This is a genomic window from Synechococcus sp. R5-12 (assembly GCF_047502655.1).
Taxonomy (GTDB): Bacteria; Cyanobacteriota; Cyanobacteriia; order Thermostichales; family Thermostichaceae; genus Thermostichus.
Genome location: NZ_JANSIM010000175.1, coordinates 1 through 14,806, shown reverse-complemented (window position 1 = coordinate 14,806; position 14,806 = coordinate 1). Strand labels below are relative to the sequence as shown.

13 protein-coding genes are annotated in these 14,806 nt (G+C 59.6%); 6 read left to right on the top strand and 7 right to left on the bottom strand.

Annotated elements, in window-relative coordinates:
- Positions 1-122: 122 nt before the first annotated feature.
- The 4 genes from purH to NW843_RS09895 form a co-directional block, all read right to left on the bottom strand.
- Complete coding sequence (gene purH / locus NW843_RS09910; protein ID WP_414522835.1) at positions 123-1,856, bottom strand: bifunctional phosphoribosylaminoimidazolecarboxamide formyltransferase/IMP cyclohydrolase; 1,734 nt, start codon at positions 1,854-1,856, stop codon at positions 123-125.
- 152 nt (positions 1,857-2,008) lie between these two features.
- Positions 2,009-2,800 carry a serine O-acetyltransferase gene (gene cysE / locus NW843_RS09905; protein ID WP_414343630.1) on the bottom strand — a complete coding sequence of 264 codons (792 nt, stop codon included), beginning with the start codon at positions 2,798-2,800 and terminating at the stop codon, positions 2,009-2,011.
- A gap of 136 nt (positions 2,801-2,936) precedes the next feature.
- Positions 2,937-4,454, bottom strand: coding sequence for a hypothetical protein (locus tag NW843_RS09900; protein WP_414522834.1), 1,518 nt, complete (start codon positions 4,452-4,454; stop codon positions 2,937-2,939).
- A 189-nt stretch (positions 4,455-4,643) separates the two neighbouring features.
- Complete coding sequence (locus NW843_RS09895) at positions 4,644-5,546, bottom strand: 4-hydroxybenzoate solanesyltransferase (protein ID WP_414522833.1); 903 nt, start codon at positions 5,544-5,546, stop codon at positions 4,644-4,646.
- A 371-nt stretch (positions 5,547-5,917) separates the two neighbouring features.
- Here NW843_RS09895 and NW843_RS09890 point away from each other — a divergent pair, with 371 nt between their 5' ends.
- Positions 5,918-6,661 carry a response regulator gene (locus NW843_RS09890; RefSeq protein WP_414387986.1) on the top strand — a complete coding sequence of 248 codons (744 nt, stop codon included), beginning with the start codon at positions 5,918-5,920 and terminating at the stop codon, positions 6,659-6,661.
- On the opposite strand, the gene NW843_RS09885 is transcribed toward NW843_RS09890, so the two are convergent.
- The 3 genes from NW843_RS09885 to NW843_RS09875 all read right to left on the bottom strand — a co-directional run bounded on the left by NW843_RS09885 (position 6,658) and on the right by NW843_RS09875 (position 9,946).
- On the bottom strand, positions 6,658-8,040 hold the full coding sequence (locus NW843_RS09885; protein WP_414522832.1) for a CCA tRNA nucleotidyltransferase: 1,383 nt from the start codon (positions 8,038-8,040) through the stop codon (positions 6,658-6,660). The two genes, NW843_RS09890 and NW843_RS09885, sit on opposite strands and share 4 nt — an antisense overlap.
- 145 nt (positions 8,041-8,185) lie before the next feature.
- Positions 8,186-9,223, bottom strand: coding sequence for a ferrochelatase (hemH, locus tag NW843_RS09880; protein WP_414522837.1), 1,038 nt, complete (start codon positions 9,221-9,223; stop codon positions 8,186-8,188).
- 255 nt (positions 9,224-9,478) lie between these two features.
- Positions 9,479-9,946 (bottom strand): hypothetical protein, encoded by a 468-nt coding sequence (locus NW843_RS09875; RefSeq protein WP_414522831.1) that lies wholly within the window; start codon positions 9,944-9,946, stop codon positions 9,479-9,481.
- A 311-nt stretch (positions 9,947-10,257) separates the two neighbouring features.
- On the opposite strand from NW843_RS09875, the gene NW843_RS09870 reads away from it, so the two are divergent.
- From NW843_RS09870 to NW843_RS09850, 5 genes are all read left to right on the top strand, one after another.
- The gene (locus tag NW843_RS09870; protein WP_011434398.1) at positions 10,258-10,749 is read left to right on the top strand and encodes a Tic20 family protein; all 492 of its coding nucleotides are present in this window, start codon (positions 10,258-10,260) and stop codon (positions 10,747-10,749) included.
- 92 nt (positions 10,750-10,841) lie between these two features.
- The gene (gene moaC / locus NW843_RS09865) at positions 10,842-11,393 is read left to right on the top strand and encodes a cyclic pyranopterin monophosphate synthase MoaC (protein WP_414522830.1); all 552 of its coding nucleotides are present in this window, start codon (positions 10,842-10,844) and stop codon (positions 11,391-11,393) included.
- Between the two features lie 44 nt (positions 11,394-11,437).
- Positions 11,438-13,297 (top strand): hypothetical protein, encoded by a 1,860-nt coding sequence (locus NW843_RS09860; protein WP_414522836.1) that lies wholly within the window; start codon positions 11,438-11,440, stop codon positions 13,295-13,297.
- The gene (locus NW843_RS09855) at positions 13,291-14,295 is read left to right on the top strand and encodes an alpha-E domain-containing protein (protein ID WP_414522829.1); all 1,005 of its coding nucleotides are present in this window, start codon (positions 13,291-13,293) and stop codon (positions 14,293-14,295) included. The genes NW843_RS09860 and NW843_RS09855 overlap by 7 nt, the downstream gene beginning before the upstream one ends.
- A 16-nt stretch (positions 14,296-14,311) precedes the next feature.
- The gene (locus NW843_RS09850) at positions 14,312-14,788 is read left to right on the top strand and encodes a gamma carbonic anhydrase family protein (RefSeq protein ID WP_414522828.1); all 477 of its coding nucleotides are present in this window, start codon (positions 14,312-14,314) and stop codon (positions 14,786-14,788) included.
- The last annotated feature ends 18 nt before the right edge of the window (positions 14,789-14,806 follow it).

Here is a 14,806-nt window from a genome sequence, read left to right as displayed (position 1 = left end):
TCGAAAGTAAACAGAAAGATCAACTGGTAGTAATCCGTACTGAATAGTTGAGCTTATTATTGACTAGAGTCATGCTCTTTGTCTCTCTTGGGAAGATTTCTCTCTTGAGCAGAAAGGCGGGCTCAGTGCAGAAAGTGACGTATGCCGGTGCAAACCATGGCAATACCGGCAGCGTTGGCAGCAGCAATGGAATCGGCATCGCGGATGCTCCCCCCCGGCTGGATGATGGCGCGGATCCCTGCTCGGGCAGCCATCTCCACACTGTCGGCAAAGGGGAAGAAGCCATCGCTGGCCAAAACAGCTCCTGCTGCTTGGGATCCCGCCTGCTGGAGAGCGATCTCCGCTGCTCCCACCCGATTCATTTGTCCGGCTCCGACGCCGAGCGTCTGCCTCTGCTTGGCGACGACAATGGCGTTGGATTTCACATGTTTGCAGACTATCCAGGCAAACTCCAGATCTGCCCATTCTGCGGGGGTGGGCTGGCGTTGGGTGACCACTTGCCAAGAGGGGGGGCTGTCGGTTTGCGTCAGTCCCTGATCGCGACAGCGTTGCGGCACAACAGGTGAGTCGGCATCCTGCACCAGAAAGCCCCCGGCTATGGTGCGGATTGTCTGTGCAGGCCCCACGCACAAGTCCGGCAAGATCAAGACCCGCAAGTTCTTTTTGACTGACAGTAGCTCAGCTGCTTCTGGAGTGCAATCGGGAGCCACCACACACTCCAAAAAAGGCTCCACCAGCCGTCGGGCGGTCTCTGCGTCCAAGGGTTGGTTGAGGGCGACGATGCCCCCAAAGGCCGAAACTGGATCAGCAGCCAGGGCAGCCTCGAGGGCGGCAGCCGGCGATGGGCGAATGGCCACCCCGCAGGGGTTGTTGTGCTTAACCACCACCGCCACCGCTTGTTCAGGTTGCAAGAACTCCCTCCGAGCAGAGCCAGAAGACACAGAGCCCTTCCCGTCAGTGGGCCGCGTCGCATCAGCATTGCGGAGTAACAAGGTTAACTCTGCCGCCAGGGCACGGGCCGCCTCCAGATCCAGCAGGTTGTTGTAGCTCAGCTCCTTCCCCTGCAACTGCTTAGCCCGGTGCCAGCCGGGGGCAGCCGGATCCGTCACATACCAAGTGGCAGCTTGATGGGGATTTTCCCCGTAGCGCAGGCGTTGCCACAGGATCCCTTGCAGTTGAAACCTGTCTTCAGCGGCAGCTGCGGAGGACTGGGAGGGACCTGCTAGCTCCAGGCGAGCCAGGTAGGTGACGATGGCGCGGTCGTAGGCCAGCACCTGCTCAAAGGCCCGACGAGCACACTGGAAGCGAAACGCCAGCCGCTCTGTTTCCCCATAGGCCCCGGAGAGCAGTTGCAAATACTGGGGGTACTGGCTGGGATCCGTCAGCACCGTAACGTAGGGATAATTTTTGGCTGCCGCCCGCGCCAAAGTGGGCCCGCCGATATCGATCTGCTCAAAAGCTTCCTCCAGAGACACTCCTGCCTGGGCCACTGTCTGTTCAAAAGGGTAGAAGTTGACCACCACCAGTTGGATGGGAGGGATCCCCAGCGCCTCTAGGTCTGCCCGGTCTTCGCTGCATTCCAGGCGGGCCAAAATGCCGCCGTGGATGCGAGGGTGCAGCGTCTTCACCCTTCCCCCCAAGATTTCCGGCGCGCCAGTGTGGGCAGAGACAGGGGTGACCGGGATCCCAGCTTCTGAGAGCGCCTTGGCGGTTCCCCCACTGCTGAGCAGTTGAAAGCCATGCTCTTGCACGAGGGACTGGGCCAGCGGGATCAGTCCGGTTTTGTCGGATACACTCAACAAAGCCAACGGTACAGAATCCTGTTCGCGACAGCGTTGCGCAGTAGCAAGGGGCATTGGAGGCGTTATCCAGTAGAGAAGGGCCCAGAGGAAAAAGCTGGCCGGGATACCCAGCCCAGCGCTCTCACAGCATACCCCGAAAGCTGGACCCTCTTGTCCAGCCACCTGGTTCAGACAAATCTTCAGATCGTTCGCATCAGCAGGACGGATCAGGAATATTCTGCTTCGCCTCTCACCTGATCCTGCCGGACCTGTTCCCGCTCCCGGTTAAGGCGGGCCACCTGGGCTTCCAGATCTTGGATACGGTGCAGCAACTGTTCGATAGCCCGTCCCACTGGGTCAGGCATGAGATGGTGATCCAGGTCAATGCCATGGGCGGGGATGCGGCGCTGATGGGGCGGGATGACCGCACGGCCTGGGATCCCAACCACCGTCATGCCGGGAGCTACATCCTGAATCACGACCGCGTTGGCTCCGATACGAGCTTTTTCCCCAATGCGAACCGGCCCCAGAATCTTTGCCCCTGTGCCAACAATCACCCCGTTTTCCAGGGTGGGATGACGTTTGCCCTTGCTCCAGGAAGTACCCCCCAGCGTGACCCCGTGGTAGAGGGTAACATCATCGCCAATTTCTGCCGTCTCACCGATCACCACCCCACAGCCGTGGTCAATGAAAAAGCGCCGCCCAATCTTGGCTGCCGGGTGGATTTCAATCAATGTGAAAGAACGAGCCAAGAAGCTGAGCAGCCGCGCTAGGAAAAACCAGCGCCGTTTCCACAGCCAGTGGGCGATGCGGTGCAAAAACAGAGCATGCACACCGGGATAAGTGAAGATGACCTCCCAGCGATTGCGTGCTGCCGGATCCCGATCGAAGACACAATCAACATCCTCCCAAAATTGCTGCCAGAACCCCAGTTTTGGCTCCGGCTTGCCAGCAGGGAGAGAATTGCCCTCCCCCGTTTTGGGGCTTTCCACCGCCGACTGCTCGGCCTCCGTCAGCATGAATGGTCTCCGTTTAGGAACCTCCACTCCCCTTTTAGCACTTTTTGCCGGCAGCAAGGAGAGATCTCCAATCGCGCCAAGGGAGCTCCTCGCGCAACTCTCCACTGGGTCGAGCTCAAGCAAATTGCCTTCTGCCCTAGCCTTTACCCAACTGTTGAGCCACCAGTTCTCCAATGGCTTGCGCGGCTCCCGGCTTGCCCCCCAGCCGCTGCAACTCTGTCTGCATTTGCTGACGGCGCTGGGGATCTTCCAACAGAACTCGCATTTGTGCGGCCACGGCCACCGGGCGCAAATGGCCCCGCAACTCTGGCACCACCTCTCGCCCCGCCCAGATGTTCGGCCAAGCCAAGTGGCCCAGCCAACGCAGAGCAATCCTATTGAAGACGCGGGCCAGCCAAGTGCCCAAGCCCGGAAGGTGGGTCAACAGGCCGAGGATCCCATCCCAGGCGCGCATTGCCTCCAGCTTGTTGGTAGGGATCACCACAACCATCGGCACCCCCAAATAGGCCAGCTCGGCGGTGTTGGCGCCAATGGTGGTCAGACAGAGATCACAGTTGGCCAGCACAGAATAGGCAGGGAAGCTTGTCCACAATTGCACCGTGCTGCCAAAGGGGGTAACAAACTGGGATCCCAGATTGGTCTGCTCCAGAATGGCTGAGGTGCCATAGATCAAAGCCATATCGGGATTGAGCTTGGGATGGGCATAGGCTGCCAACGACTGGGGGGTTTGTCCTGGGGCCACCGGGATCACAAAGCGGACATTCGGCAGCATCTGTCGCAGCTCATCGGCCACAGCCAACACCAATGGCACCCCCAAGGAGAGCTTGGCTGGCTTGGAGCCTGGGAGCAGCCCCACCTGATAGTGGGTGCGGTTCTCATCGCTCAGACGCTGCCAGCCGCGCGGTAGCAATTCTTCAAAGGCCTCCGGCCCGCTTACGCGATCGGTGAAGCGGTTCCCCACTCTCTCTGGCGCAGTTCTTACAGGCTCCCCCTCGCCGATGGAGCTGGGAGATGCATCTTGGAGCAGGCCAAAGGCTTGGGTTGGGGAAGAAAAGCCTGCCGTGGGTTTGGAGGCAGCGGCAGGAGATCTGCTGCCAAGCCAGCCGGAAAGGGGCACCCCCGGCAAATAGACAGCGCTGGCTACGCCATCCGCCATCAAATCCCCGACAACGTGCATTTTGTGGGCCCAAGGGTGGCCCAGCAGCCGTCCGCCATCGTAGCGGCGTTTGATGGCCTCGGTTCGCACGGCGAAAGCATGTACCCAAGGCCGCCAACGGGGTTGATGCTCAGCATAGACCACCAGCCGATAGCGCAAGCGGCGAGCAATCCAGACGGCAAAAAACTGATCTCCCCCCAGGAACAGCACCACCCCTCGCTTGGCCCAATCCCAGGCTTCTTCGGTTTGGCCGGTAAGCAAAAAAGCCAGAAAAAAATCGGGATCCTGCACCCGATCCACATCGATGAACGCTTGGGCTATCTTCATCTCCTGCCCGGAAGCATGGGGGCAGGGGGAAAGTACCAGAGAAAGGCGTGCCTGAGGCAGTTGCTGGCGCAATTCCATCACCACCGGACGCACCCAGGTGGTCAGCTCTCCAGGGCCGTTTGAGAGAATAAGAATGTCATAGGGAGGCTCACCGCTGCTCAGTGGGGCCATCGGAGGCTAGGATTCTTTAATTTCCTTTAATTATCGACCCATTCTACCGTTTGCCCATGGCCCTGGGCCGATCCCTGCCAGTCCGGAGATTTGTCGGGATCCCTTCCCAAAGAGGCAGCCCCAGCGTCGGCTGAGGGGCAAGGCGTTCTTCAGAGAGGCATCTGGCCATGCGAGAGGCCAGGGGATCCCTCAGGCCAGCAGGGACCCGCCGATCATCCCCGCCAGCAGAATAAACCCTTGCACCACATTTTGGCCGAAGATGGCCAGGTACAAGGTGGGAGAGGCATTCCTTTGGTGGAGCTGCCAGGTTTGCCGGCCCCAGAGGACAGTGACGATGGCCAAGCTGACAAAATAAACTCCATGCAACCGTAGGCTGAGGCCTACCCCCAACAGCGCGATGGCAGTGCCCAAAAAAAATAGCCCTACCGCCGTCGGCGTCCGCTGCCCGAAAAAACGGGCGCTGGAATGGATCCCGGCCCGCTCATCGTCCTCCCGATCCGCAAGAGCATAGACGGTATCAAATCCCAGTGTCCACAACACCGTGGCCAGCCACAGCCAGCCCAGCCCCTCTTCCCACAGGGGTGTGTTGGCATCTTGGCCGCTCACCGCCGTCCAACTGATGAGCACGGCAAATCCCCACGCCAGAGCCAGCACCAACTGCGGCACCGGAAACACCCGCTTGGCCCCCGGATAGAGCAGGATCACCGGCACCGCCGCCACACAGAGGGCAAAGCTAACCGGGTTGAGAAACAGCGCCAGCCCTGCCGCACAGGCCAAACTCACCACCGCCATCAGGATCCCGACGCCAACGGTCAACTCCCGGCTGGCCAACGGGCGATGGCGGGTGCGCTCCACCAGCGGATCCAAATCTCGATCCCAAAGATCGTTGATGACACAGCCTGCCCCACTGGCAGCCAGGCTGCCCGAAATGATGATCCCGACCAACGGCCAAGGGGGCGTTCCCCGTCCGGCCAAAAAAGCTCCCCACAGCGCCGGGATCATCAAAATCAATCGCCCTGCCGGCTTGTGCCAGCGCAACAGCCGCAGAATGGCTCCGCCAGTGGCCCAGAGTGCAGAAGGGGAAGCAGACATAACCGGTTTCCGGCCAATCGCGACAGCGGGACGGAGTCCTTAAAGCGTGAGTTGCCGTTCGCGGGAGGGGTGCAGAGCACCATGAGGCGTGGGTAGGGGCGGCTCCACATTAGAGATCTTAAATCATCCTGAATTGCAGGTTTTTGGAATCCTTTCGGTTCCATTCGCCGTCTCAAGACCTTGGGCAATCAGTCCACCCCTGTTCCCTTTACATTGGCCGGCCCTGGAAGTTTGATATCCTATCGGGGGGCTGCTGTTGACGGTGGCGGCACTTGCCCTTCTCACCCTGTGAGGCTGTTATCGCTACGTGACGCTTCCGCGTTCGTGACGGCGGTGCGGAGCACTTGCGTGCAGGCGCGACGGAGTTCTGTATGGAAGCAACCCTCTCCATGACCGGTCCACTTCCTCAAGCCAAGGAAGCTGCTCCCCATCTGGAGACCCTGCTGGTGGTGGAGGACGAGGATGCCATTCGGGAAACGGTTGCCCTAGCTTTAGAAGAGCAGGGATATCAAGTTTTACAGGCCGCCGATGGTCGGCAAGCCCTTGAGATGGTGCATACGGTTGAGCGGCTGGATTTGATGGTCTTGGATTTGATGTTGCCCAGCTTGAACGGTCTGGATCTGTGCAGGCTGCTGCGCAGGGAGGGCAACACGATTCCCATCTTGATGTTGACGGCCAAAAGTAGCGAAACCGACCGGGTGGTGGGCTTGGAACTGGGGGCCGACGATTATCTGACCAAGCCCTTCGGCATGCGGGAGCTGATCGCCCGCTGTCGTTCGGTGTTGCGTCGGCAACAACTGGCCCAAGCCAGCGATGCCACGGTGCTCCGCTACGGGGATCTGTGTATGTTTACCCAGGAGTGCCGCGTGTTGGTGCGGGGCGTTGAGGTGAGTTTTTCCCCCAAGGAATTTCGCCTGTTGGAGCTGTTTATGTCCAATCCCCGCCGCGTTTGGACGCGGGAACAGCTTCTGGAGCGCATCTGGGGATCCGACTTCATGGGCGACAGCAAGACCGTCGATGTACATATCCGCTGGCTGCGGGAAAAATTGGAGCTGGATCCCAGCAACCCAGAGTATTTGGTGACGGTGCGCGGCTTCGGCTATCGCTTCGGCTAGTCTTTTTGCTGGCCACGCCACCGGCGGGCAAAAGAGAGCGCCTCGGCACGAGTTTGAATCTGCCCCCAAGCCTGCGCCTCCTGGAGGTCTTGCAGCAACTGGCCTACCCAGGGGCCGGGTTTGGCCCCCAAGCTGTGCAGCAGATCGCGGCCATCCAGCAGGGGCACCAGATGGGCCAGGGGATCCTGGGGGTCTTCGTAGCGTTTGAGCCAAGACTCCAGCTTTTGAGGGTCGCCGCCCGTAGCCACCGCCAACAGCGCCAGGCCACCGAACAGGGATCCCGCCTGTTGATAAAGCCGCCACTGTTGCGCAGGGGTGGGGGAGTCCGTCAGGAGAAGCTGAAGCTGAGGCAGAAGATGGTGTAGCTTTTGGATGGCCCGCATTTCCGCTCGGCTGAAGCGCAGCCGCTCCAGCTCGGTTTCCACCCTTTCTGCCGTTCGCGTCAGCAAGACAGAGTCCTCAGTTCCCGCTGGATCCCACAACAAGGCCGCCAGCACCACTGCCAACAGCCTGCCGCGCCCTTCGCGTGAGGATGTCAAGGGCTGGGCCAGCTCTGCCAGCGTGCGGGGATACAGCGGTCGCCAGCGTTCGGCCCACTCCCACACCGCCTGAGCTTGAGGGAAGCCCGGACTTTCCGGTTTCAGGTGGGGCAGCCAAGCCTGCAGCAACCCCGCCGCCACCGCCGCCTGTAGGTGAGCCAGCCCGGGGATCCCTGCCTCCAACAGGGCCACTATCTCTGCCCGCACCCGTTCTGCCGCCACATTCGCCAAAAGGGGAGCCCGCTCCCGGATCGCCTCTTGCGTAGCTGGATCCAGCCCAAACCCCAGCTGAGCCGCCTGTCGATAACCCCGCAACAGCCGCACCGGATCAGCACTGAGGTTGTCGGGGTGTACCATGCGCATCCGGCTCTGGCGAATATCGGCTTGTCCGCCCGTGGGATCCAGCAGTTGCTCCCGTTGCAGATCCAAGGCCAGGGCATTGCAGGTGAAGTCCCGCTGCCTCAGATCCTCCTCAGGGGTGGATCCCGCCTGCAGCCCCACGTCCACGGTTAACTTTGCCAACACAATGCGGGCAATCTGCCGTTCGGGATCCAACACCACAAAGCCCGCCCCCAACCGCCGTGCCACTGCCGCTGCCCAGCCCACGGGATCCACAGCGCACATCAGGTCCAAATCCACCGACGCTGAGGACTCCATCCCACCGTCGCGAGCGGGATCCCCAGCAGCACGGCCCTGCAGCCAAGCCAGGTAAGCATCCCGCAGGGATCCCCCTACCCAATAGCTTTCCTGCGGCAGCCACTCTTGGGGGAAAGGCAGCCGTTGGTAAAAATAGGTCAGCAGCCACTTCGTCAGCAAGGCTTCGCTCGGGCTTAGGGTCATTCCCAGTCAAAACTCCATGAAGATGAGACACCTGGGGTGGTAGGAGAACGCTTCTGGGGGTATGAAGTCAGCGTCCTCGTCTGGTCGCGTCAGCGTTGCAGAGCAACAATGAGCAGAGCAATAATGAAATGCCTGGCGTTCTTCCCTACCGCTCCAGCAGCGAGCTGCCCACAGCAGCAGGGACAAAGGCAGGAGCTGCCAAGCCCGGAGTGAGCAGATGAGTCCGCACCAGCGCCGCCAAGCCAGCAATGAACAGAGGGTCGGTATTTAAGGCAGGCACACGGCGAAAATCGGCAATCCCAGCTCGATGGGCCAGCTCCCGATACTCGATGTCAATCTCCTGCAGGGTCTCGATGTGCTCCGACACAAAGCTAATCGGCACCACCAGCAACTGCTTCACACCTCGGGATCCCAACTCCGGGATGACCCGTTCGGTGTAAGGCTGGAGCCACCGCACCGAACCCACCCGGCTTTGATAGGAGAGGGTGTGGTCATTGGGGCGTCCCACCTGCTGCCAGATCAGCCGCACGCAGGCTTCCATTTCCTGTTGGTAGGGATCCCCGGCCTCGGTGACATAGCTTTCGGGAATGCCGTGGGCGCTGAACAGCACATGCACCCCTTCGGGCTCGGCAAATCCATCCAACTGTTCCCGAATTGCTCTGGCCATCGCCTGCACATACTGGGGCTGATCGTACCAGGAGCAGATCTGGCAGCGCTCGATGCATGCCAGCTCCGGATCTTCAGCCCAGAGCCGATCCAGCAGCTTAAAGCTGGATCCCGTCGTGCTGATGGAATACTGCGGGTAGAGCGGCAGCACCACCAAGCGGGTGATCCCATCCGACTTGATCTGCTGCACCACCGACTCGATCAACGGATGCCAGTAGCGCATGGCAACATACACCGGCACGTCATAGCAGCCCTCAGCCACCAGGTGGGCCTGCAGTTCTCGCGCTTGCTCAGCAGTAATGCGCCGCAAGGGGGATCCCCCCCCAATGGCCGCGTAGTTGCGGCGGGATTTTTCGGCCCGCAGCGTGGAGATGGCCCAGGCGAAGGCCCGCTGCAAGAAGGGAAACGGCAGCCGGATCAGCTCGGGATCGGCGAACAGATTGTAAAGAAAGGGCTGCACATCGGCCTGGGTCTCTGGCCCCCCCAAGTTCAGTAGGAGCACGCCGCTTTTGGACATAACAAGGCTCATTGCGTTGGCGGTGCGGAGCACCATGTTCTTCTTTATCCACTATCCCACAGCGGGAAAGTGACCTTAAGTTTTTTTGCAGTCTTTCTCAGCTTTCCCCTCAGGAGAAACCACCCGCACCCAAACCTACAAGTCCAATCCGGAGACTCCGTCCCGCTGTCGCGAACAAAATCCAAAAGGGGATCCCCACCCACTGCAGGGATCCCCGGCATCAACACCCCATTGCCGCTAAGGAGCAGAGCGCTGTCAGAACTCTTGACCGCGGTAAACCCGCTGCAGGGCCGGAGTGACGGGGTAGCGATCAATATCGGCCAGGCTCAACTTCAAGCGCAGCGTATTGAGGAGTTTCCAGTAGGGGGGCACAAAAGCCTTTTCAGGGATGGGTTGGGCGGTAGGAGAAGGATCCCCAGGTCGGGCAACCGTCTCCATGGGGCAGCCGCGGTAGCGGAGCGGACGGGATCCGAAGTGAGCTGAGCGCAGATCTCGGCTGGGATCCACCGTCAAGCCGCGAAACTGGATCGCCCCCGGACGAGAGGCTTCCCGATAGCGCAGATAGCCTGCCCACACCTGGGCAATCCACTCCGGCAAAGCTTCGGGCCGAATGTGATAGCGCTCCGGCAACAGACGGTCGTTGAGAAAACCCATCAGCCCAGACCAAACTTGCCAGACAAAAGCTCCGACGATGCGAGCAGCGGGAGACGATGAAATCTTCATGGTGGAAGCTGAAAAATGTAGAGAACCTGAAAAACCGCTATGCAGCCAGAATTTGCCGTTGATTATACCAGCCCAGATGCATCGGAGCGCTCACTCTGAACGTTTTGGCCTCCAGTTTTTCTGCTCACTGGAAAGCAGAAGCCAGCTTGCGGCCAAGCGCGTTGAGCCACCCAAATCCATCGACTACAATAGGCCCAAGGCTTGGGTGTTGCTTTCTCTCTCTGAATCTTTAGCTGGTGAGGATCCTGGAAGCGCACCGACAAGCAAACTTCACTTCAATGACCACTGCACCTAATAGGGATCGACGGATTATGACCTGGCGCGGCGACATCACTCCCATCAATCGGCTGTGGGGATCCCTTCCCTACCTTTTGCCTTTGGTATCGGCTCTGCCCTTGGGCTTTTTGCCCTCTGGGTTGTTTCAATCTTTGCCAGGGCTGATCCCCATTTTTGCGCCCCTATTTCGTCTGGTGCCCCTGGCCACGGGCTGGCTGGGAATGGGGGTGTTTTTGGCTCTGCTGTTCCTGGTGATCCGCAACACCCGCGTAGCCCATTTTGTTCGCTTCAACACCATCCAGGCGCTCTTGCTCAACATTGCCTTGTTCTTGGTGCAGGTGCTGATGCAGGTGTTCGGCATGCTCTTTGGCAGCCTTGGTCTGGCGGCGATGGTCAGCATTTTGGCCACCACGGCTCTCTTGGGGGTGATTGCCATCACCGTCTACGCCTGGGTGCAAAACATTCGCGGCCACTACGCCGAGGTGCCGGTGCTCTCTGATGCCGCCTATGCCTGGATTCGCTACTAGTTGTCAAGTCCCTGCGGGTCTGGTTGCCGATTTGCCGACCTCATCGGAGCCTAAGCCAACTCTTCAGCTCTCAAGGATTGTGGGAGGCCGGGGTGCCATCGGATTCGAGTTCTAGTCGCGCCAGCAGGACAGAGTCCTTCGTTGGGCAAGCCCTCACCCACCTGGACGCCTCTGGCCGAGCACAAATGGTGGAAGTGGGACACAAGCCCATGGTTGCCCGCTTGGCCACTGCCCAAGGACAGGTACGCATGTCAGAAACGACTTTGCAGACCATCTTGGCCGGTCAAGGGCCCAAAGGGAATGTGGTGGAAACGGCCCGCCTGGCCGGGATCATGGCTGCCAAGCGCACCGCCGATCTGATCCCGCTGTGTCATCCTCTCCCCTTGAGCAGCGTCACCGTGGATCTGAATCCGGATCCCCATCTGCCCGGCTTTCTGATCACCGCTACAGTGAAAACCAACGCCCAAACAGGGGTGGAGATGGAGGCTCTGACGGCTGTTTCCGTGGCTGCCCTCACCCTATACGACATGGCCAAGGCCTTGGAGAAGACGATGGTGATCGAACACATCCGGCTGCTGCGCAAGTATGGGGGGAAGTCTGGGCCTTTCGAGGCAGAGGATCGGGATAACGCCGAGAAATGCTAAAAGCGTTGTGCCAACCGGAGAGGGGTGTTGGGATAGGGTTGCTAGTGGGAGTCGTGGTGCTGCTCTGGCCCATGCTGCGCCAGGGCTATCCCATGACTCACTCCACTCACTTCAACCTCAGTTGGGCCTTTCAGTATCAACGACAGTTTTTCGGCGGGCAGTTTTACCCCCGCTGGCTGGAGTATTCCAACTTCGGCTACGGCAATCCTACCTTTGCCTTTTACCCCCCTCTGTGCATGGTGGCCCCTCTGCCGTTTCGCCTGCTGGAGCTGGATATGCCCGGATCCCTGGTGGCCAGCATGGGCTTGGCGATGGCAGTCTTTGGCGCAGGGCTGTATGCCCTTCTCCGGCAACTCATCCCCTGGGCTTGGGCTCTGGTTTTGGCTCTGGCGGGTATGGCCGGCCCCTATTGGCTGGTGGATATTTACCAACGGGGGGCAATGGGGGAAGTGTGGGCCATTGCTGTCTCTCCCTGGATTTTCTGGGCCTCAGTCCAGGTGATCTGCCGGCCCCAGTCCCTTTGGCCGATTGTGGCCTTAGCCATTAGCTACGGCCTGTTGGCCCTATCTCACTTGCCCACTTTGCTGGTCTTTACGCTAACTTGGCTGCCTCTGCCTTGGGTGCTGGGCCGCTGGGATCCCCTCTGGCCCAGGGTGGGGCGCTGCTACTTGGGGTTTGGGCTGGGGCTGGGGTGGACGGCGTTTTATCTGCTGCCAGCCTTTTGGGATCAGCGCCTCATCCAGGTGGAGTTGGTGAATTTTGTCGAAGAGTACATGCCCCAACATCGTTTGATGGTGAGTGGGCTGACCCGGCTCCAGCCGCAACTGACGCAGCACTGGTTTGAAAGCGGCCTGGTGGGGTACTGGATCTGGATGGTGGCCGTTGTCTTGGGTGCTGGGATCCTGGTTTTCTGGGAATGGCTGGCCCGCAGGACAAGGGGGATGACCCCGATCCATTCCGTTCGCGCTAACGAGACGGAGTCCTTTGATGCCTTGGGATCCTCTGCTCCCCTGGCCAAAGCCATCCTGCTCTACAGCTTGGGGGCCAGCTTGGTGGCCCTGCTGATGATGACGGATTTGCTGGGTTGGCTCTACGAGTGGGTTTTGCCCCTGCGCCGCATTCAGTTTTCTTGGCGCTGGATGGCGGTGACATCAGTAACGGTGCCCTGGCTTTTGGGATCCCTGGCCGCCTGGGGGTGGGGACAAAAGGGCTGGAGGATCCTCTTGATTGTGGGGATAGGTCTGGCAATGGGGATACAAAGCTGGCAGGGCTGGCAGGTCTTGTCCAGAGCCTGGTTTGACCTCCAGACCATCCAAACTTTTCAAGAGCTGTCTGCAGCCAAGCCATTTCCCAATGAGCCCCAGGAGCGACCGGGCATCGCTTTTCTTCACTGGCACTGGATCTTTCCCGATGGGCTGGCGCTGGTGGATGTGCCGGAGTACCGACCTCGCCAAGCAACCCTGCCCATGCCGCCCCCAGAGGTGGATCCGCTGCTGCGGTGGCAAGGCGACATGGTGAACTTTGGACGAGAACAAAGCGATCTGGAGCCACTGTTGGAAGTGGAGCAGTGGCGCTATGGCTACCGTCGTTTTCGGGCCGTTAACCCCACCGATCAGGATCAATGGGTAGTCCTGCGCACTTTTTACTACCCTGCTTGGCGGGTACAGGTGGATGGTCGCCTCACGTCTGCTGAGCACAGCGGAGTGGGGCTGTTGCAGGTGCGGATCCCGCCGGGGGATCATCGCGTGCAGGTGCGCTATCTGGGTACTGCAGCCGACTGGATAGGATGGATCCTGACTGGCCTAACGGGGGTGCTGCTGGTGAAGCTGCGGCGGCTGCTCCGCCTGCTGGGTTTGAACGGAGCGCAGAGACAAGACACTCCAGAGGAGGTAACAGCATGCTGAGTCGCGTGGCCGATTCCATCTACTGGCTCAACCGCTACGTGGAGCGCGCCGAGAACATCGCCCGCTTTATCGATGTCAACCTAAACCTGATTCTCGACTCGCCCAGCGGCACCGCTCAGCAGTGGGATCCCATTGTCTACACCACTGGGGATCAGGAGCTGTTTTACCAACGCTATGGCCAGGCGACCCAAGAAACGGTCATCCAGTTCCTGGCTTTTGATAGGGATTACCCCAACTCCATCCTTTCCTGTTTGCGGCTGGCGCGGGAAAATGCCCGCTCTGTGCGGGAGGTCATTTCTTCAGAAATGTGGGAGCGGGTCAACCGCTTTTATTTGATGGTCAAAGAAGCGGCTCAGCAAGGCCCCCACCTGAGTCAGCTCCATGATTTTTTCACGGAAGTGAAGCTGGCCAGCCACCTATTCGCCGGGGTGATGGATGCCACCATGACCCATGGGGAAGGATGGCATTTTGGACAGATTGGCCGTCTTTTGGAGCGGGCGGACAAAACGGCGCGCATTTTGGATGTTAAGTATTTTATTTTGCTGCCCTCTCTGCAGTATGTGGGCACGGCTTTGGATGAGTTGCAGTGGATTGCTTTGCTGAAGTCGGCCAGTGCTTATGAAATGTACCGGAAATACAGCCGCCAGCACCGCATCAATCCCAGGGAGGTGGCCTCTTTCCTGATTTTGGATCGGCAATTTCCCCGCTCCATTCAGTTTTGTCTTATTCATGCGGATCGATCCCTGCACCAGATCACCGGCACCCCAGCCGATACTTGGCGGGATCCCAGCGAGCGAGCTTTGGGCCGCCTGCGTTCTGAGCTGGACTACCTGACCATCGACGACATTATGGAGCAGGGCTTACATGAGTTTCTCGACAAATTGCAGCTACAAATGAACCACGTTGGCGATTGCATCTACGAAACTTTCTTTGCCATTCGCCCCTTGCAACCGTCTGAATCCCCTCTACTCTCTCAACGTCAAGCCCAACTGACATGAACGGCCTCGACTCTAAATGCAACGAGAAAAACAGGACACCTGGCCAATTGGGCTGGATCGGCAGCCGACGGGAGTAGATGAGGCAGCCTTTATTGCCGCCAATGCCACACTGATCGGCGATGTCCAACTTGCGGAAGCGGTGAGCATCTGGTACGGGGCCATCTTGCGGGGGGATCTCTCGCCCATTGTCATTGGCCGCCGCAGCAACATCCAAGATGGAGCCATCCTGCACGGGGATCCCGGACAGCCGACCCTGGTTGGCGAGGAAGTGACCATAGGCCATCGAGCGGTCATCCACAGTGCCCACATCGAGGGGGGATGTCTGATCGGGATTGGGGCCATTATCTTGAACGGGGTCACCATCGGGGCAGGCAGCATGGTGGGAGCTGGAGCGGTGGTCACCCGGTCTGTGCCACCTCGCTCTTTGGCGGCGGGGATCCCGGCTAAGGTTATCCGCACCCTCACCGAGGAAGAGCATGACTCTAGTCAATAATAAGCTCAACTATACTGA